The sequence below is a fragment of the Bacillus sp. OK048 genome, assembly GCF_900103525.1.
Taxonomy (GTDB): domain Bacteria; phylum Bacillota; class Bacilli; order Bacillales; family Cytobacillaceae; genus Neobacillus.
Window position 1 is genome coordinate 1 of record NZ_FNHN01000018.1, and the last position, 18,654, is coordinate 18,654.

The window sequence follows — 18,654 nt, forward strand, 5'->3', positions numbered from 1 at the left end:
CTTCTGGGATCAATATATCATAAAGTGCACTGTATGAACTTAGCACTAATTCTTTTTTAGGAAGCATAGTTTCACCCATTTTCTAAATGTTTTCTCTCTAATAATATCATTTTTACTTCAGCAACTAAATCAATGCATACGAAAGAGGAAGAGTTTCCTCTTCCTTTAATCATCACAAGGGTTATATTGAGACTTTTTCAGCAGTCTCTGCAAATAGCAAGTTTTTTTTGTGGAATCAAAAAATAATTATGTTTTGAATATAAAACAATATTTTATTTATAAAACAAAATTCGCTATTTTACATTGACATAATATTCATAAAAATTTAAACTTAATATTAGTTAAACAGCGTTTTTCATACAAAACACAACTGGCAGGGGGGAATTTAATGTTAAATGGTAACAAAAGGTGGCTCTATATTGCAGTCCCAATCTTTTTCTTTTGGTTTTTTGGACAAATTGATAAATTAGGTATTTCAGTTATCCAAACGGATCCATCATTCTTAGAAGATCTTGGTCTAACAGGGGCTGATAAGAACGCAAAAATTGGCTTTATCACTTTCATATTTACTGTTTCCTATGCTTTTTCAAACCTTTTTTGGGGATATATTATTGATAGGTTTGGTGCGAGAAAAACAGCGATAATGGGACTTTGTATTTGGTCCATCACGATGGTTTTTGGCGGACTGGCTACGTCCTATGAAATGTTTCTCGTAAGCCGTGTAATTCTAGGTTTCGGAGAAGGGATGATGATACCTGTTTGTGGTAAGTTTATCTCTAACTGGTTTAACCATCGTGAACTAGGACGTGCTCAATCTTCTTGGCTGGCTGGAAACTACTTTGGACCTGCCTGCGGTGCTATCATTTTAACAATCGTTTTAGCTACCTTTCATTGGGAAGCAGCATTTTTCGTACTAGCAGGTTTTAATCTATTAATAGTACTTCCTATGTTTGTATTTTTAACGAGAGATACCCCAGAAGAACATCCTCGTATTAACAAAAAGGAATTAGCTTACATACGGGAAATTGATGAAAATGAAAAAAATAAACCAAAACAAAATTTTACTCAGGACTACCGTTATTGGATCGTTTGGTTCGGAATGCTCATGTCATCATTTTTGTTTTTTGGAATTAGCATTTGGCTCCCTACCTATTTAGTGGAAGCAAAAAGTTTCTCAAGAGAGGCAATGACAGGTATTACCTCTCTATCTTGGTTGTTTGCGCTAGGCTTTGTGTTAGTTTGTGGATATTTAGCAGACAAAACAAAGCGTCCAAGCCTGCTTGCGACCATATTATTTAGTATGACGGCTATTTTTCTAGCAGCAGCCATTCTTGCACCGCACCCTGTCCTTGCAGGTATTTGTATGGGCCTAGCAATGGGGACTCAAGGAGGAGTTTTCCATTTAAGTAATTTATTTATTGTTAAATATTCAACCCCTGCAACAGCAGGTCGTGCCGCTGGGCTAATGGGGTTCACGAACATACTTGGTGGGTTTTCCAGCTATATTATGGGCTGGATGCGTGATCTTTCTGGTGGTGATTTTGGACCATCGATCATGATGTTGATTGTGGCTGCAGGGTTAGGATTTGCTGCCTATCTATTTACATTAAAAAAAGAAGCTGTTGAGGTTAGAACCTATAAATTGGAGTCTACTAGAGCTATCATTTAAATAAGTTACCTATACAAAACAACGTTTTGAATTTTCCTAATATTTTTAATTGACAATTAAAGGATTGGGATTTAATATTAAATTATATAGAAAACAATGTTTTGTATTTAAAACAAAACAATGAACAAAAAATTATCAATTAAGGGAGCGATTTTAATGGCAGATCAAAAATTTAATGTTGAAGAATTTGAAAAGAAATATGTGGCTAGATTACAAGACCGTAGTTTAGATTGGAATGTTTTAAAGTTTCAGGAAGAAATTGATCCAAAATACAAAAGGGCACAAATGAGATATATTGGTCGTGGAGCAACAGCCAATAATGACTCTAATGTAATCGCTGCTGAACACTTCACATTAAGCACAATGGTGCTACCTGCAGGCTGTATAGGTCCATTACATTTACACGATGATGTGGAAGAAGTTTTCTTCATTTTAAAAGGCAGTGTGAAGGCGCTTATTCAAGAAGTAGGTAAAGATGAAGTTCATGAAATCCGCTTAAATGAAAGGGATTGCATTAGTTCTCCTCCTGGGGTATATCGTGGAATCCACAACGATGGCGATGAAGAAGCATTAATGCTCGTCATGCTTGGAGCAGTTAAACCAAACTTACCAACTTACGTAGAAGGCAGTGCACTAGAAGAACTTCGTATCCAACGTGCGAAAGAAAGAGAAGCAATTATTAACGGAAATAATTAATTTTTCACCAAAATCTTCTTTGATGGGGATGATCCTCTAACTGTACATTGGGATCATCCCTGTTATGTTAATGAGCTATAATTCTGGTAGATTGATAGAAAAGTGGAGGTGTAAATATGGTTGGTATCACACACTTAAGACATATCGGTTTAATTACCCCAGTTCTTCAAGAACAAGCTGATTTTTATGAGAAAATTTGGGGATTGGATAAAGTTGCACAAGATGATAAAACCGTTTATTTTCGAGGTGCGGGTCCGGAAAATCACATATTAAGCTTACATGCTGGAGAAAACAGTGGGCTTCATCACATTGCATTTGGTATGGTTGATAAAAATGCAGTGGATAAAGCGGCAGAAACACTTGCTTCAAAAGGAGTAAAAATCGTATCCGATCCTGGGTATCTAGATGAAGAAGGCAAAGGTTACGGATTGCGGTTTGTTGACCCTGAAAATCGCTGTATCGAGCTTTCTGCGTGGGTGGAAATGCATACTACCATCTGGAATAAGAAAAATGTTGACCCTGTTAAATTAAATCATGTGGTAATGAATACCGCTGACCTTGATATGATAACCGATTTCTATACAAATGTACTTGGCTTTAAAGTGACCGATTGGAGCGAGCACCAAATGTCATTTTTACGTTGTAATCGGAAACACCATTCGATTGCTTTTAATCAGGATCAACATGCTTCCGTCAACCATATTGCATATGAGGTAGATACAGTTGATGAAGTAATGCGGGGAATTGCCAATGTAAGAAAAGGTGGCTATCAAGAGATTTGGGGACCTGGGCGCCATGGACCTGGCGATAATATTTTCTGTTACTTCCAAGATCCTGCCAAGTTTGTCATGGAGTATACCTGCTATTTAGAGACGATTGAAGATGAAGCAGAATGGAAAGCACGGGTTTGGAAACGTGTCCCTCATTTGATGGATCAATGGGGTATAGCTGGACCACCAAAGCCAGAAACTCGAGCCGCCATGGGTGGAAAGCCAGACCCTGGCTGGGTAAATGTGAAAACTTTGCTATAAAGGTTTGAAAATAAGGGGTGTCAATATGGACTTAGGTTTAAAAGGAAAAGTGGCTGTTATTATGGGAGGAACTTCAGGTGTCGGTTTAAAAGCTGCTGAGATGTTCCTTCAAGAAGGCGCCAAGGTATCGATCTGCGGAAGAAGTAAAGAGCGGAAAGAAAAGGCATATGATTACCTATTACAGTTTGGACCCGCAGATTCTATCTATGCGGCAACCTGTGATGTTACAAATAAAGAGGATGTTAACACATTTATCAATGATACTGCTGCTTACTTTGATGGTATAGATGTCTTAGTGAATTCTGCAGGACAAAGTGTAATGGGATATTTTTTCGACGTAACCGATGAACAATGGCAGGAACAAATTCAATTAAAATACTTTGCGATCATTTATGCAATAAAGGCTGTCCATCCATACCTTGTGAAACGGGGCGGTGGAAGAATTATTAATATCAACGCAACACTTGCGAAGGAGCCTGAAAGACATATGATTGCTACAGCTGCTACCAGAGCTGGGCTGTTGAATTTAAGTAAAACGCTCTCACAGGAGCTTGCTTCGGATAATATCTTAGTAAACTCTGTGAGCCTAGGTTTGATTCGTACGGATCAATGGGAGCGCAGAAGGTTGAAAAACGCACCTGATATTGACCCGGAAGAATATTATGCTGATTTAGCAAAAAAACGAAATATTCCGTTAGGACGTGTAGGTGAAGCGGAAGAAGTAGCAGGCGTGATTCTCTTTTTAGCATCCAAGCAAGCAAGTTATGTGTCTGGTTCAACCATTGAAACAGCTGGAGCGCTGGGAAAAGCGCTTTAATATGATTAAAGGCAGGAGTTTATTATGAGTCAACAAGGTCAAATTGAATTTACAACAGCAGATGCGGTTGTACAAGAGTTAGTTAGAGCAGGTGTAACGATAGCTTTTGGTATTGTTAGTATCCATAATATGCCTATCTATGATGCGATTCTTCGCGAAGGAAGCATTCACCTTGTTTGTTCCCGCGGTGAGAGTGGAGCAGTAAATATGGCTGATGGCTATGCAAGAGCTACAGGGAAATTGGGTGTTGTCATCACTAGTACTGGAACTGGTGCCGGGAATGCAGCCGGATCGCTCATTGAAGCATGGGCAGCTGGGGTGCCTGTCCTTCATCTAACCGGTGAGGTTGCTTCTCCTTATTTAGGAACTGGAAGAGGATATATTCACGAATGTAAGGATCAGCTGTCTATAATGGAAGGTTCATGTAAAAAGGCAACTCGATTAAGAAAACCGGAGCAAACCGCGGCTGTGGTCAGACAAGCGATACAAGATGCATTATCAGCACCATCCGGACCCGTTTCACTTGAAATTCCGATTGATTTTCAATCGGCGATCATTCCAAATCATTCACTTGATGAAGTTAGAATCTTAGCTCCAAATAATAATACGGCATTAGAATTACCTGAAGAAGTTGTCTCAAAAATCAGTACTGCCCGTCGTCCGGTTATCTGGGCAGGTGGAGGCGTAATTAGCGCAGGTGCCTCAAAGGAAGTACAGCAATTAGCCGAAATGATTGGAGCAGCTGTTATAACAAGCCAATCGGGTAAAGGAAGCTTACCAGAGGATCATCCACAATGTATTGGACACTTTGCAGCTTATGAGCTAACCAAAAAGTTACTAAAGGATTCAGATTTATTAATTAGCATTGGAGTAAGGTTTAGAGGGAACGAAACGGCAAACTGGAAAGTACCTGTTCCAAAAGAACATATTGCGATAGATGCAGACTGGCAGGCAATTAATCGAAATTACGAGGCAACACATGGATTAATTGGAGATGCAAAGCAGATACTAAGCTCACTTGTTAAAGATTTATCTCAAAAAACAATAAATCCAGATCCATTATATCTTGATGAAGTGCAAACAGTTCGACAGGAATTACGTGCGAGCCTAAGGGAAACACTTGGTCCATATGAACAAATCCTTGACGGTATGCGAAAAGTAATGCCGCGCGAAACAATATTGGTCCGTGATGTAACAGTACAGGCAAATGTATGGGGAAGTCGTCTTTTTGAAATCTATCAACCTCGTACTTCGATTCATGCTTCTGGCGGAGGAATTGGCCAAGGGTTACCAACTGCCATTGGTGCACAAATGGCTTTTAAAGACCGCCAAGTAATATTGATGGCTGGCGATGGCGGGTTTATGGTGAATGTAGGTGAAATGGCTACTGCTGCTCAAGAAAACTTACCATTAATAGTGGTTTTATTCGATGATGCGGGCTACGGTGTGCTTAGAAATATTCAAGACGCCGCTTACGGACGGCAAGTAGCAGTGGACCTATTAAGTCCTGATTTTGTCTTGTTAGGGCAATCTATGGGGTTTGAATCTACTAGAATCGGCTCTTCAGAAGAATTTGTTTCAGCACTTGAGAAAGCAGTTGATTGCCAAAAGCCAACCATGATTGTTGTTGATATGGAGGCAGTTGGGCCAATGGCGAAACCATTTGGTGGACCTCCAGGAGCAGCAGATGCATTTAAACCTAGAAAGATTTAAGGGGGGATTAGGTTGATCTCAACATTTCCAGTTGTTTCAGGTAAATACTTGATTGGTGGGCAGTGGTTACAAGCGGAACAAACAGCTAATGTAATCAATCCAGCTAATCATCAAGAAATTGTTGGTGAAGTCGCTTTATGTTCAAAAGCTGATGTTGACGAGGCGATTACAACTGCTGTAAAGGCATTCGAAACCTGGTCCCGTACTGCGGTAGAGGATCGGGCAAATAGGATGCATTTGGCAGCTGAGGAAATAAAAACGCTAGTTGAAGAGAATGTAACATTACTTGTTCGCGAGAATGGAAAAGTATTAGTCGAAGCAAAAAAGGATTTGCTTCGCTGTGTAGATATTATGCACCACGCCGCAGATGAATTGCTTGAATGGTGGCAGCCTCGAATTTTACCCGGTAATCAAAAGGTACAAATTCGGAAGCGTGCTCGCGGGGTAACTGCTGTTATTTCACCTTGGAATTCCCCGATGATTTTAACTTTTAAGCGAGTGATTCCAGCTGTTTTGACAGGAAATACAGTAGTCGTAAAGCCAGCAACAAATTGTCCATTGACGATTATGTCTTTTTTAAAAGTAGTTGCTTCTTACTTCCCAGATGGAGTTATTAATGTCGTAACGGGTTCTGGCGGTGTCATCGGAAACGCTATTTGCTCCGACCCAAGAGTCAAAACAATTGCTTTTGTGGGCAGTACCGAAACAGGGAAAGAGATTATGCGTGCGGCATCAGGATCGGTTAAAAAACTTTATATGGAGCTTGGTGGGAATGATGCCGCCATTATCCTCGAAGATGCGAACCTTGATGAAGATGCCATTAGCCGCATTCGATTCGGAGTCCTTCGTGCAGCAGGACAGGTTTGTTCCGCGATTAAAAGAATCTATGTACATGAATCGAGATATGAAGAAGTTATAGCAAAGCTAAAGAAAGAATTTTCAAGAATCAGGGTTGGTAATGGGATTCAGCCTGATGTTGAAATGGGCCCATTAAATAATAAAGCACAATATGATTATGTAAATGGCCTGATTGAGCGGGCACAAGAATCTGGTGCTGCGGTCATAACAGGAGGAATACAGTTGGATCCAGATACATGGGACCAAGGATACTTTATTTTACCAACGATTATTACTGGTGCTGCGCAAGACAGTGAAATCGTCCGTGCTGAACAATTTGGTCCGGTCATCCCAGTTCTATCCTTCTCTGATACAAACGAAGCAGTTCGACTTGCGAATGATAGTGAATTTGGCTTAAGGGCTTCTGTATGGACAGAAGATGAAGACACGGCGATTACATTAGCCGATCAGTTGGAAGCCGGAGCAGTTTTCCACAATAACCATACCGTTTTCCAAGACCTTCATCTTGATTTCCCTGGTTTAAAAGAAAGTGGACTGTCTCGAGAAACAAGGCACTGTGGGCTGGAGTATTTTGCAGATTCCTATGGGTTAGCCAACTAAAGAAGGGGGACTCTTCGGATGAATATTGGTTTAATCGGTGGAGGAAATATTGGAAGATTCCTGCTTCAAAGTATAAATATCAATAAACTTCTGGCAAATTCCAAAATTGTTGGTATTTATACCCGCAATCCAAAATCAGCACAGAAGCTAGCCGCTGAATATGATACTGAAATTTTTGAGGATATCTCATCCCTTTTACAATCAAATGTAGATCTCGTCATCGAAGCCGCTACTGTCGAAGTAGTGAAAGAGCATGCGGCATCGATTCTAACAAGCGGGAAAGATATCGTGTTAAGCAGTGTTGGTGCTCTAAGTGATCTGGATTATACACAGTCCTTGGAGGAAATATGTAAGGGAAATGGTACAAAAATATATTTGCCATCCGGGGCCATTGGCGGATTAGATATTCTGAAAGCAGCAAAATCCAATGGTGAACTTGAAAGCGTTTCGATTATTACGAGGAAGCCGCCTCATGCTTTACCAGGGGCACTTTTAGATAGAGAGCAAGTGCTTTTTGAAGGATCTGCTCGTGAAGCTATAGCGTTATTCCCGAAAAACATAAATGTTTCCATTATCTTATCTATAGCTGGGGTAGGACCGGAAAAAACCGGAGTTAAGATCATTTCTGATCCTGCGATTACGAAAAACAGTCATTCGATTGAGGCATTAGGGTCATTTGGAAAACTTACGCTCAAGGTTGAAAATGATCCGATGCCGAATAATCCAAAAACAAGTTATTTGGCTGCACTAAGTGTATTGTCATCATTAATAAATAAAGATGCTGTTATCCAAGTTGGGTAATGCTTTAAGAATAACATACAGGGGTTAGGTTAATGGTTGTTTGCGTATTCCCCTGAAGGAATGATTCAGCACCAATTTAAATTAAGGGGGAGAAGGCAATGTATAAAACGAACGTAAATTTAGAAGAAATGTCTCAAAAGGAAGCAACTGAATTCTTGCATGAAACCGTTCAACCAGATACGGGATCTATCCCTGCCTACCTTCTAGGTGATCCGACGATTTATGACTTAGAGCATAAAAAAGTGTTTTTAAAAACATGGATATTCATCGGGCATGAATCAGAAATTCCAAATAAGAATGATTTCATTACCAGGGATGTTGCTGGCTATTCTGTCATTCTTTCTCGTGGTGCTGATAATGAAATTCGCGGTCTGTATAATATGTGTACACACCGTGGTATGAAGCTTTGCCGGGCAGATGCTGGAAATAAATCATCGTTTTCATGTCCTTATCACGGCTTTAATTTTAAAAATAATGGTGATTGTGTCGGTGTTCCACTGCAAAAAGATATTTACGGCGATACCTTGGATAAGTCCCAGATGGGGCTGCATAAAATCAGAGTAGAGTCCTATAAAGGGTTAATATTTGGTACATGGAATGATGAAGCAGAGTCTTTAGATGCCTTTTTAGGCGAGTTTAAATGGTATATTGATATTTTTGCAGGAAGAGCAGAAATGGAAGTAGTGGGACCGCCGCAAAGATTTGTCATTCATTCGAATTGGAAAATTGGAGCAGATAACTTCGTAGGTGACTCCTATCATACCATGGTTACCCACGGTTCGATTGCTAAATTAGGAATGGTGCCAAGTGCTACTTATTCGAAAAAAGGCTATCAGATTCACACAACAAATGGTCATGGCTTAAACCTTGGTACACCAAATCCTGACTTTGCGTTTCCAGAAGAATTAAAAGACGAATACAAAGCAAATTTAACGGATGACCAATACGAAGTGTTAGCTAATCTAAAAAATATGATTGGGAATATCTTTCCGAATTTATCATTTTTAATTTCTCATACAAAAATAAAAGGACAATTAATCTCTAATACTTCTATGCGTATTTGGAGACCGATAGCGGCTGACAAAATGGAAGTGATTACGTGGTTCTTAGTAGAGAAAAATGCTCCTGTGGATTGGAAAATGCGTTCCCGTGAATCGTTCATATTAACCTTCAGTCCTTCAGGTATTTTTGAACAGGATGATACGGAAGTATTTACAGATATTACCGCTGCAGCATCTGGTACGATGCCATTAATAAAACAGCTGACATTTAACTATACAATGGGCTTGCACCGACAACCAGTACCAAGTTTTGTTGGTCCTGGCGTTGTTTATGATGATAAATTTACTGAAGCCAATCAAAGAAATTTTTACCGTTACTGGCTCGACCTGATGACCAAGTGAGATGACTCTCACACGATTTTTATAAAAATTATTATGAATAGGGGGAGAAGCTTATGTCTATTGAGAAGATGTTAGCAACCTATGAATTTGAACAATGGCTCTATCAGGAAGCAAAACTGATTGATGATATTGATTTTGATGGCTGGTTTAGCTTAATGCACCCAACGTTATCGTACCAAATGCCTGTTCGTGTTAATAAAGAGGGCACAGAACGTCCCGATTACGCCCTAGATATGTTTGCTTTTGATGACGACATTGAATTATTGAAGATCCGTGTGGACCGTTTAAAAACGGATTATGCGTGGGCGGAAATTCCACCATCACGAACTAAAAGGTTTGTCAGCAACGTTAGGCTGATTGAATATGTTCCCAATGAAAAAGCAGTAGTAAACAGTTATTTACTACTTTATCGCAGTCGGAGTACAGATATCCATCACGATTTAATTTCCGGTGAACGTCAAGATGAATTTATTTATGAAAATGGTGAGTGGAAGCTGTCTAAACGTTTTTTCATTGTCGATCAAACGACCATTAATACACGAAATCTGGCTATTTTTGTGTAGTAGCTTTAGGAGTGGGAGGGTGCAGTATTTATGTCTCTGTTAAGCGGAAAATCCATTTATTTAACTGGTGGTGCCTCTGGTATTGGAAAAGCGGTTACAGAAGCTTTTATCAATGAAGGGGCAGTACTAACTATTCTCGATAAATCAGCAGAGGGTCTGAACCAATTAAAACAACAGTTTGGCGAGGCGGTGCAGTGTATCGAGGGAGATGTAACAGATTATCAAGCACATGCTCATGCTGTCCGGATGGCCGTTGAAACATTTGGAAAACTGGATGTTTTTGTGGCGAATGCAGGTGTATTTGATGGGTTTGCTAAATTTCAAAGTGTTACGCCCGAAGCAATGTCAAATGCCTATCAAGTCCTGTTCGATATCAATGTGAAAGGCTATTTCAATGGGGCAAAGGCGTCAGTTGATGAATTGAAGAAAACGGGCGGGAATATGATTTTTACCATGTCTGGAGCAAGTTTTTATCCGGATGGTGGCGGGGTATGGTACACCGCCAGTAAACATGCCCAACTTGGCTTAATGCGCCAGCTTGCGTTTGAATTGGCGCCCGATATACGTGTGAATGCCGTTGCTCCGGGTGGAACATTGACAGCACTCAATGTGATTTCTCCGCTTCAGCCATTTGTAAAAATGGTAGACAACAACACGAAAGAGAAGAGTATCAAATCGCGGAATCCACTTCGAATCGCAATGTCCTCCGAAGACCATGTTGGGGCTTATCTGCTTTTGGCTTCCAATCAGGCAAGAGCCATTACAGGGGAAGTGATCTCAAGTGATGGGGGATTAGCAGTTCGCGGGCTAAGTTGATTAATCTAATAGGGGTGACTTTTTGTGACAGAGTCGATTACAGAAAAAAAACCGTTAGCTGGAAATAATAGAATAAATCAACTTGCATTTGTTGTTCAGGATATTGAGAAGACATCGGAACTATTTGCTAAGCTTCTTGGAATCCCAAAGCCTGCTTGGTTTTTAACAGGGGACAGCGAGGTCTCCAAAGTGGTTTTTCGTGGGAAACCTACGAATTCCAGGAGCAAATTAGTCTTTATGAATACACCAACCATCCAATTCGAATTAATCGAACCTAATAATGAACCAGGTACGATGAGGGAGTTTTTAGATACGGTTGGTGAAGGAATTCATCATATTGCCTTTGACGTCGAGTCTATTAAGGAGCAGCTGCCGGTTTTTGAAGGATATGGCTATCACTTACTTCAAAGTGGTGAATTTACCTCAAGTGATGGCAGGTATGTATATGTTGACACGTTGGATGATCATAAAACGCTTGTAGAACTATTGGAAAGTGCTGAACCACGGGGTACAGCTCCGAGTAAAGCTTCTCATGCTCCGTTACTTGGAACCAATAAGGTAGAACAGCTTGCTATTGTCGTAAAAAATCTTGAGAAGGCTGCAGAGGCATACTGTAAACTGCTTGGTGTTGAAAAGCCTCCAGTGATTCAATCTGGGCCTAGTGATTTGACAAACGTAGTCTTTGAAGGGGAGCCAACCGAAGGTGATTCTAAGTATATGTTTATTAATACACCCTTGCTTCAAATTGAATTAATTGAACCAGGAAAATCTCCAAGTACATGGAAAAAGCACATTGATAAATATGGGGAAGGTGTTCACCATATTTCCTTCGTTATAAAAAATATGGAAGAAAAAATCAAGTTGCTAGAGAGTATGGGCTATCCTGTGATTCAAACGGGCAATTTCTATAATGGAAATGGCCGATATGCATATATGGATACTACTTCAGATTTTAAAGTAATCATTGAGTTACTCGAAAGATATGATATTTGATACTAGTGCTAGACACCCTTGGTGGCTGGCACTTTTTAGCGTATAGTAGAACTATTAAATATCATTGACTTAGATTAAGTGGAGGAACATATGCAGAAGGCACAAATACCAACTTATGAACGGATTGCCATCGATTTAGCCAATCGAATTTACGACGGTAAATTTAAAGTGGGTGAAAAGATACACGGGAGGTCGACATTAGCAAGTGATTATAAAGTTTCACCAGAAACAGTTCGTAGGGCGATCAAGATTTTAGAAGATGTAGAGATTGTTCAATCGACAAAAGGCAGTGGAATTGTTATTTCTTCACGGGAGAATGCCTATAAATATATTCATCGTTTTTCGAATTTGGCAAGTATCAAAGACTTAGAAAAAGAAATAAACACACTCGTGAAAGAGAAAAATAAGATTGAAGGGCAGCTTTTAGATACTGTAAATAAGATCATGGATTATTCTACAAAGCTTCGTCATACTAATCCATTGGCACCGATTGAAGTAGAGGTATTTCCAGGTTGTATACATATAGATAAGACGATTTCTGAAGTGAAATTTTGGCAAAATACAGGAGGAACCGTGATTGGAATGAAAAGAAGGGGTGAATTGATTATTTCTCCGGGACCCTATGCATTGATTCTCGAGGGAGATGTTTTACTCATTATCGGGGATGATGAAACCTATGAGCGAGTGGTACATTTCATGGAAGATTAGAAAAAGCCGGCAGCGCCGGCTTTCTTTTTTACAGTAGACCTTCTTCTTGTAAAAACTCTTTTGCTACTTTAGCTGGGGATTCCTTCAGGCTATCTACTTTGTAATTCAGGTTTCGCATTTTATCATCTGTCAACGTACCAGCAAGTAAATTTAGAGCATCTTTTAATTCAGGATGTTTCGCTAACGTCTCTTCTTTGACAATGGGAACAGCATAGTATGGAGGGAAGAAGTTTTTATCATCCTCTAATACCTTTAATCCAAATTCCTCAATTAATCCATCGGTTGAAAAGGCATCAATGACATCACTTTTATGATTATTAAGAGCGGTATAGCGCAATCCACCGTCAACTGCTTGCACATCTTTAAATTTCATATTATAGGCTGTCTCTAGGCCATTTAATCCATCTTCTCGGTTAGCAAACTCAATCGTTGGCCCCATAATCAAGCCATCGCTTATTTTAGCAAGATCGGAGACAGCCTTCAGATTAAATTGTTCTGCTGTATCCTGACGTACGGCAATAGCATACGTGTTATTAAATCCAAGCGGTTTTAACATGTTAATACCATACTTCTCTTTGAATTCCTTTTTTACGTAGTCATACACTTTATCAGGATCACTTTGTGGACTTTGCTTCAGTATATTTACAAGACCAGTCCCTGTATATTCCACATAGGCATCGATGTCGCCGCTATTTATTGCACCAAAGGCTACCTGTGTCCCGCCTAGGTTCAGTTTTCTCTCAACTACAAGTTCAGTTTTACTTTCTACTAAATCCGCAAGCATATTCCCTAAAATCAGCTGTTCACTGTAATTTTTAGATCCAATGACAATTTTATCTGCGGCATTAACCTTTGAATAAACTGTATAGGCACCGCCTGCAATAATGATCATACTAGCAAACCCAATCACTAGTCTTTTTACTTTCTTACTCACTTTTGATGAGGATGTTCGTTTATTCGTATAAGAGAATGAAGATTCTAGTTTCCCAACGATAAAGTCAATTAGTAGAGCAAGAATACATGCAGGGATGGCTCCTGCTAAAATCATGTAATTATCGACGGTCTGTACACCGGAGAATACGAGATAACCAAGACCGCCTGCACCAACGAAGGCAGCAATTGTCATCAATCCGACAGCAGTTACCGCAGAAATTCTGATACCCGCCATAATCATCGGAAAGGCTAGTGGCAGCTGAACCTTTTTCATTGTTTGACTCTTGGTCAGACCGATACCTTTGGCGGCTTCCAGAATATCAGAATCAATGTTCGTTAATCCTGTATATGTGTTCTTTACGATAGGAAGAAGGGAATACAGAATGACCATGACGATTGCCGGGGCACTGCCAATTCCAATGAAAGGAATGAGGAATCCAAGTAATGCCAAGCTTGGTACAGCTTGAATCACGTTGGTCGTTCCAATGATTGGCTTTGAAAGTTTTGGCTCTTTTGAAATCAAAATTCCAAGTGGAATCCCGATAATGACCGCAATCAATACGGAAATAACACTTAAATATATATGTTGACCTAATAAATTTAGGATTTGTTCGTAGTTCGCACTTAAATATTTAGTAAAATCAGCCATTAAAAGGCCACCTCCAAATCAATTAGTTGGCTGCTTAAAGCCGATAAAATACTACTTCTTGTAATAAGGCCAGTTAATTGCTTTGTTTGATTGATCACAGGAACGTAACCAATTTTATGTTCATTCATGGTCGCTAATATGGAAATTAAGTTATGATCCTCAGAAACAGCTAGAACATTTTTCTCCATTACACTATCAATCTCGGAATTTCGGTTTAATAATTGAATTCCTTTTAATGTCACCAATCCGATTAAAATATTATTTTTATCGGTGACCATTAAGCTATCAACCTTATTAAATTTCATGATTTCAATAGCTTGTAAGACGGTTCGTTTAGCAGTGATCTTAACAGGGTTGGAAATCATAATATCCTCCGCCATAAGTAATTCCGGATTGTTCCAAACTCGTCTTTTCCCAATAAATCCTTCAACAAATTCGTTGGCTGGGTTTTTTAGAATATTTTCAGGGGTGTCAAACTGGAGAATATCGCCGTCTTTTAAAATGCATATCTTATCGGCAATCTTAATCGCTTCGTCCATATCATGAGTGACGAAAATGATCGTCTTATTGAGTTCCTTTTGCATTTGGACCAATTCATCCTGAAGCGAGTTTCTTGTAACAGGATCCAATGCACTGAAGGGTTCATCCATTAAAATGATATCTGAATCAGTGGAGAATGCTCTTGCTACCCCAATCCTTTGCTGTTGCCCGCCACTTAATTCTTTCGGGAAGCGGTGCAAGAATTCAGAAGGGTTTAACCCGACAACATGGAGTAGTTCTTCTGTTTTTTTAGCAATGGAAGCTGGATCTTCACCTTTAAGTTTAGGGATCAGTTCCAAATTCTCCTGAATCGACATATGTGGGAAAAGGCCAGTATTTTGAATCACATAGCCAATATTTCTCCTAAGCTCAATCGCATCTATTGTAGAAATATCTTTTCCGTTAACAATAATTTTCCCTGAAGATGGCTGGATTAATTTATTTATCATTTTTAGCAAAGTGGTTTTCCCACAGCCGCTTGGTCCGATAAAAACAACTAATTGCCCCGCTTCAATATCTATCGAAAATGGCTTAATAATCGTTTTATTTCTATATTTTTTTACAATCTCTTTAAATTCTATCAATATTATACCTCCTTAAAAAATGAGTATTCGTAAAAAGTGACAACTTGATGGTAACATATAAGTTGTTGGTTTGTCGAATCCTTTTTAAAAAAACTGTTGAAACACAACCCATAAGTACGAGTCTATTTTTTTGGTTTTTTAGGAGTTTAAATTTACTGAAAATAAAGAAAAGTGTTAGAATGGAATAAATTAACCAAAGGATAAGAAAAGAGGGGAAGGATCATGAAATCTCTAAAAGAAAGACTAAGTCTTAAGTTTTTCATCTTCCTTGGTACAGCATTCCTTTTAATACAAATCCCGATCATTGGTGATTATTTTAGAATCATAAATACGGTTATCCATGAATCAGGACACGCTTTCATAGCTCTATTCGGAGGGAATGTGGAAACAATATCATTATTCATGAATGCAGATGGTGTTACTCATGGAACACAATCGATTTGGGTCATCGACTTTGTTACATGTATAGCAGGATATATGATTTCTTCACTAATGGCATATGGGTCGTTTTGGTTAATTAAAAAGAAAAAATATACACTTTTCATTGATTTACTATTAGGAGTGATCGTAATTAATTTACTATTATGGGTCCGAAATCCTTATGGTTTATTTTGGCTAGCCTCTTTCGGTTTTTTATTTCTTGCCTTGCTGATCAAAGGAAGTCAAAAGGTGATTCACAATCTCGTTTTGTTAATTGCATCGATATTGTTGGTAGAATCGGTTAGTACAGCATTTGATATTTTTATCATCAGTCTCATTCAGCCGCATTCAGCAGGAGACGCAACAAACTTATCTCAATTAACCGCGATTATCCCTGCGCAAGGATGGGGAATCTTTTTCTTTGCTCAAGCACTATTTCTCATTTTGCTTGGATTCAAAAGAGGTTTGTTCAATATAGGTCAAGGGGAGATACAGCGGATTTATCAGTTAGAAGGTCAAAAAGAATATTAAGTGTATAGGGGAGACAATAAATGAATGTTTTAGAGGCGATCCAAAATCGACGTACAATTAAAAAGTTCAAAACCGATGATGTTTCACTTGAATTAATTTATTCTTGGTTAGAGGCTGCAAAAATGGCACCTAATCATCGAATGACCGAACCTTGGGAAGTGTATTTTGTTGGACCAGAAACAAGGGCTAGGTTGAATCATAAGACGAATTTTGGTAGTGCTCCTGTAGTAATCGCTATTGTATCTAAACACGGTGCTTCAGCGGTAGAGAAAGATGAAAACGCCATGGCGACTGCCTGTTTTGTTCAGAACTTTAATTTAGCAGCATGGGCAGGCGGTGTAGGTACGTTTTGGTCTTCCATTGGAATTACTGCGAAAAATCGAGAAATTCTCGGAGTACCGGACAGTTCTGATCTAATCGGAGTTTTAGCCATTGGCTATCCCGAGGAGATACCAGAACCAAAACCAAGGACATCGATTATCAATAAAATAAAAAAATTACCATAATAAAAGAGCCAACCCATCATTTTTGAGGTTGGCTCATTTCCTATAGATTAAGCAAATTTTACCGCATTTTGATACTCTGCTGTCAGATGATCAATGATTGTTTGAACCGGGAGGATTTCCTTGATTTCACCCACTCTTGCACCAGCGAAGACAAGTCCGTTTTCCACATCACCTTGTGCATCAGCAAAGACATGCCCATTTTCGGTATCCCCTCCAACAGTTCTGAACATGGAATCAAGTGTACAGAAGCGATAAGAACAATTTTTCAAGCAATCATGACATTTTGCAATTTTTAATTTGTCAGACCCACTGATTAATTTAGTAAAGTTATTGGCAATGGCTCTTCCGTGTAAGCCCACCGTTGTTTTGACTAAAATCAAGTCTTCTTTTTGTGCTTCAACATATTTTTGCTTAAATGAAAGAGGAGCATCACATTCTTCACTTGCTGCAAATCTTGTGCCCATCTGTACCCCTGAAGCTCCCATTGAAATGGCTTTTGCAATATCTTCGCCATTCATAATTCCACCCGCAGCAAGAACTGGAATTGAAACAGCCTCGAGTACCTCTGGAAGAATATCAAACATTGGTCTGTCCGTGCCAAGGTGCCCGCCAGCTTCAAAGCCCTCGACGACAACAGCTGCAGCTCCAAGCCTTTCCGAGATTCTTGCCAATTTGGCAGAAGAAACAATGGAAATGACGGGTATACCAGCTTCTCTACCCCAAGCATACATATCCCTTGAAATACCTGCCCCAGAAATAATAAAATCAACCTTTTCTTCAAGTGCTGCTTTCATCTTTTCAGCAAAATCATTCATCGCAAATAGTACGTTTACGCCAATATATCCAGCGCCTTTAACTAGACTTTTTGCTTTTCTGATATGGTCACGCATTTCATCTGTTGAAATACCTGTACCAGAGATAATACCGACACCACCGGCATTGGCTACAGCTGAAGCGAGTTTACTTAATGAAATACCAACTCCCATACCACCTTGAAAAATGGGAACCTTTGGCATAATATGTGCAATTTTTAATTGTGGAAAGTTCAAAATGAATAACCCCGTTTCATTAGTTTAAGATTTGAATTTAGAGCATACTCTGCATCCTACCACTAATTTTCTTTTGTGTATGTGATTTTTATCATCAGGTCATAAAAGCAGGTAATAGTAAAAATGCCCAGTAAGGAATTGAAAATAAGAGATTGAAATGCAAAAGTGCCGAATATGTTGATAAACACATTCGGCACTTATTATTCTTATCCTAAAAATCCAAACCAGGTGCTAACAATATTTTTCTTTTTTCTTTTTATCTTCCCTTCATCTAAGACGAGCGGTTTATCAGGAAGGGAGGATTTATTTGCCTCGAATAGCTGTGACTGCAGCGACTTTACCTGGTTCGTTAATTCCCTGACCTGTCCCTGCAATTCTTCAATCTCGCGGCGATGCTGCAGCAGCTGATAGGAGGCAACAGAGTCTGCTTTTGAATTCACCTTTGCTTCCAATTCAGTAACAATCATATACAATCTTTCCAGTTCAGCATTGTTTTCAGGTGCTTTTACCAGTCCTTTACGAGGTTTCTTCTCTTTGATAGGAACAATTTCTTGAAGTAAGGTACCATTTTGTATTTGCGTTTGAATCGTTTTAAGGAGTTCGATATCCTTGTTATTAAAATGATAATGGCCGCGTTCATTTCGGTCCATGGGCAGTTCTAGCTGTTTTACCCAACGCTGAATCGTGCTTGCCGACACCCCTAATAACTTTGCTACTTCACTTGTGTTCATTGTAATTCCCCCCGCTTGATATATTTGACCAAAGCAAGTGTCA

18 protein-coding genes are annotated in these 18,654 nt (G+C 39.2%); 14 read left to right on the top strand and 4 right to left on the bottom strand.

Translation table 11 applies throughout. The features are described from left to right. Positions 1 to 388: 388 nt before the first annotated feature. The 12 genes from BLR86_RS22950 to BLR86_RS23005 all read left to right on the top strand — a co-directional run bounded on the left by BLR86_RS22950 (position 389) and on the right by BLR86_RS23005 (position 12,668). Complete coding sequence (locus BLR86_RS22950) at positions 389 to 1,669, top strand: MFS transporter (RefSeq protein ID WP_090767324.1); 1,281 nt, start codon at positions 389 to 391, stop codon at positions 1,667 to 1,669. A gap of 156 nt (positions 1,670 to 1,825) precedes the next feature. Beyond that, positions 1,826 to 2,365 (top strand): cupin domain-containing protein, encoded by a 540-nt coding sequence (locus tag BLR86_RS22955; protein ID WP_090767327.1) that lies wholly within the window; start codon positions 1,826 to 1,828, stop codon positions 2,363 to 2,365. A gap of 116 nt (positions 2,366 to 2,481) precedes the next feature. After that, positions 2,482 to 3,396, top strand: a complete 915-nt coding sequence (locus tag BLR86_RS22960; protein ID WP_090767330.1) for a VOC family protein — start codon at positions 2,482 to 2,484, stop codon at positions 3,394 to 3,396. A 25-nt stretch (positions 3,397 to 3,421) separates the two neighbouring features. Then, positions 3,422 to 4,213: an SDR family oxidoreductase gene (locus BLR86_RS22965; RefSeq protein ID WP_090767333.1), complete on the top strand. Its 792-nt coding sequence runs from the start codon at positions 3,422 to 3,424 to the stop codon at positions 4,211 to 4,213. Between the two features lie 24 nt (positions 4,214 to 4,237). Beyond that, positions 4,238 to 5,926, top strand: coding sequence for a thiamine pyrophosphate-binding protein (locus BLR86_RS22970; protein WP_090767336.1), 1,689 nt, complete (start codon positions 4,238 to 4,240; stop codon positions 5,924 to 5,926). A 12-nt stretch (positions 5,927 to 5,938) separates the two neighbouring features. Beyond that, a complete protein-coding gene (locus BLR86_RS22975) occupies positions 5,939 to 7,384 on the top strand; it encodes an aldehyde dehydrogenase family protein (RefSeq protein WP_090767339.1) in 1,446 nt (481 codons plus the stop codon). 18 nt (positions 7,385 to 7,402) lie between these two features. Beyond that, positions 7,403 to 8,185: an aspartate dehydrogenase gene (gene nadX / locus BLR86_RS22980; protein ID WP_090767341.1), complete on the top strand. Its 783-nt coding sequence runs from the start codon at positions 7,403 to 7,405 to the stop codon at positions 8,183 to 8,185. Between the two features lie 98 nt (positions 8,186 to 8,283). Beyond that, positions 8,284 to 9,588, top strand: a complete 1,305-nt coding sequence (locus BLR86_RS22985) for an aromatic ring-hydroxylating oxygenase subunit alpha (protein ID WP_090767344.1) — start codon at positions 8,284 to 8,286, stop codon at positions 9,586 to 9,588. Between the two features lie 53 nt (positions 9,589 to 9,641). Next, positions 9,642 to 10,151 (top strand): aromatic-ring-hydroxylating dioxygenase subunit beta, encoded by a 510-nt coding sequence (locus BLR86_RS22990; RefSeq protein ID WP_090767347.1) that lies wholly within the window; start codon positions 9,642 to 9,644, stop codon positions 10,149 to 10,151. 30 nt (positions 10,152 to 10,181) lie between these two features. After that, positions 10,182 to 10,967 (top strand): SDR family NAD(P)-dependent oxidoreductase, encoded by a 786-nt coding sequence (locus tag BLR86_RS22995; protein ID WP_090767351.1) that lies wholly within the window; start codon positions 10,182 to 10,184, stop codon positions 10,965 to 10,967. A gap of 24 nt (positions 10,968 to 10,991) precedes the next feature. Then, the gene (locus BLR86_RS23000; RefSeq protein ID WP_090767354.1) at positions 10,992 to 11,960 is read left to right on the top strand and encodes a VOC family protein; all 969 of its coding nucleotides are present in this window, start codon (positions 10,992 to 10,994) and stop codon (positions 11,958 to 11,960) included. Positions 11,961 to 12,050: 90 nt separating this feature from the next. After that, a complete protein-coding gene (locus BLR86_RS23005; protein WP_090767357.1) occupies positions 12,051 to 12,668 on the top strand; it encodes a GntR family transcriptional regulator in 618 nt (205 codons plus the stop codon). Positions 12,669 to 12,696: 28 nt separating this feature from the next. Here BLR86_RS23005 and BLR86_RS23010 read toward each other — a convergent pair whose 3' ends face one another. Together BLR86_RS23010 and BLR86_RS23015 are read right to left on the bottom strand one after the other, a co-directional pair. Further along, positions 12,697 to 14,250: an ABC transporter permease/substrate-binding protein gene (locus BLR86_RS23010; protein ID WP_090767359.1), complete on the bottom strand. Its 1,554-nt coding sequence runs from the start codon at positions 14,248 to 14,250 to the stop codon at positions 12,697 to 12,699. Then, positions 14,250 to 15,374, bottom strand: coding sequence for an ABC transporter ATP-binding protein (locus BLR86_RS23015; protein ID WP_090767362.1), 1,125 nt, complete (start codon positions 15,372 to 15,374; stop codon positions 14,250 to 14,252). The genes BLR86_RS23010 and BLR86_RS23015 overlap by 1 nt, the downstream gene beginning before the upstream one ends. A gap of 222 nt (positions 15,375 to 15,596) precedes the next feature. On the opposite strand from BLR86_RS23015, the gene BLR86_RS23020 reads away from it, so the two are divergent. Beyond that, positions 15,597 to 16,325 (top strand): M50 family metallopeptidase, encoded by a 729-nt coding sequence (locus tag BLR86_RS23020; RefSeq protein ID WP_090767363.1) that lies wholly within the window; start codon positions 15,597 to 15,599, stop codon positions 16,323 to 16,325. Positions 16,326 to 16,345: 20 nt separating this feature from the next. Then, the gene (locus BLR86_RS23025) at positions 16,346 to 16,831 is read left to right on the top strand and encodes a nitroreductase family protein (protein ID WP_090767366.1); all 486 of its coding nucleotides are present in this window, start codon (positions 16,346 to 16,348) and stop codon (positions 16,829 to 16,831) included. Positions 16,832 to 16,878: 47 nt separating this feature from the next. Here BLR86_RS23025 and BLR86_RS23030 read toward each other — a convergent pair whose 3' ends face one another. After that, entirely contained in the window at positions 16,879 to 17,847 is a 969-nt protein-coding gene (locus tag BLR86_RS23030) for an NAD(P)H-dependent flavin oxidoreductase (protein WP_175493030.1), read from the bottom strand. A 239-nt stretch (positions 17,848 to 18,086) separates the two neighbouring features. Further along, complete coding sequence (locus tag BLR86_RS23035; RefSeq protein WP_090767371.1) at positions 18,087 to 18,611, bottom strand: MerR family transcriptional regulator; 525 nt, start codon at positions 18,609 to 18,611, stop codon at positions 18,087 to 18,089. Positions 18,612 to 18,654: the final 43 nt, after the last annotated feature.

Bases quoted from the DNA above. Each gene is read 5' to 3' on its own strand.
- BLR86_RS22950 (WP_090767324.1), top strand. From the start codon at position 389: ATGTTAAATGGTAACAAAAGGTGGCTCTATATTGCAGTCCCAATCTTT.
- BLR86_RS22955 (WP_090767327.1), top strand. From the start codon at position 1,826: ATGGCAGATCAAAAATTTAATGTTGAAGAATTTGAAAAGAAATATGTG.
- BLR86_RS22960 (WP_090767330.1), top strand. From the start codon at position 2,482: ATGGTTGGTATCACACACTTAAGACATATCGGTTTAATTACCCCAGTT.
- BLR86_RS22965 (WP_090767333.1), top strand. From the start codon at position 3,422: ATGGACTTAGGTTTAAAAGGAAAAGTGGCTGTTATTATGGGAGGAACT.
- BLR86_RS22970 (WP_090767336.1), top strand. From the start codon at position 4,238: ATGAGTCAACAAGGTCAAATTGAATTTACAACAGCAGATGCGGTTGTA.
- nadX (WP_090767341.1), top strand. From the start codon at position 7,403: ATGAATATTGGTTTAATCGGTGGAGGAAATATTGGAAGATTCCTGCTT.
- BLR86_RS22985 (WP_090767344.1), top strand. From the start codon at position 8,284: ATGTATAAAACGAACGTAAATTTAGAAGAAATGTCTCAAAAGGAAGCA.
- BLR86_RS22990 (WP_090767347.1), top strand. From the start codon at position 9,642: ATGTCTATTGAGAAGATGTTAGCAACCTATGAATTTGAACAATGGCTC.
- BLR86_RS22995 (WP_090767351.1), top strand. From the start codon at position 10,182: ATGTCTCTGTTAAGCGGAAAATCCATTTATTTAACTGGTGGTGCCTCT.
- BLR86_RS23005 (WP_090767357.1), top strand. From the start codon at position 12,051: ATGCAGAAGGCACAAATACCAACTTATGAACGGATTGCCATCGATTTA.
- BLR86_RS23010 (WP_090767359.1), bottom strand. From the start codon at position 14,250: ATGGCTGATTTTACTAAATATTTAAGTGCGAACTACGAACAAATCCTA.
- BLR86_RS23020 (WP_090767363.1), top strand. From the start codon at position 15,597: ATGAAATCTCTAAAAGAAAGACTAAGTCTTAAGTTTTTCATCTTCCTT.
- BLR86_RS23025 (WP_090767366.1), top strand. From the start codon at position 16,346: ATGAATGTTTTAGAGGCGATCCAAAATCGACGTACAATTAAAAAGTTC.
- BLR86_RS23030 (WP_175493030.1), bottom strand. From the start codon at position 17,847: ATGCCAAAGGTTCCCATTTTTCAAGGTGGTATGGGAGTTGGTATTTCA.
- BLR86_RS23035 (WP_090767371.1), bottom strand. From the start codon at position 18,611: ATGAACACAAGTGAAGTAGCAAAGTTATTAGGGGTGTCGGCAAGCACG.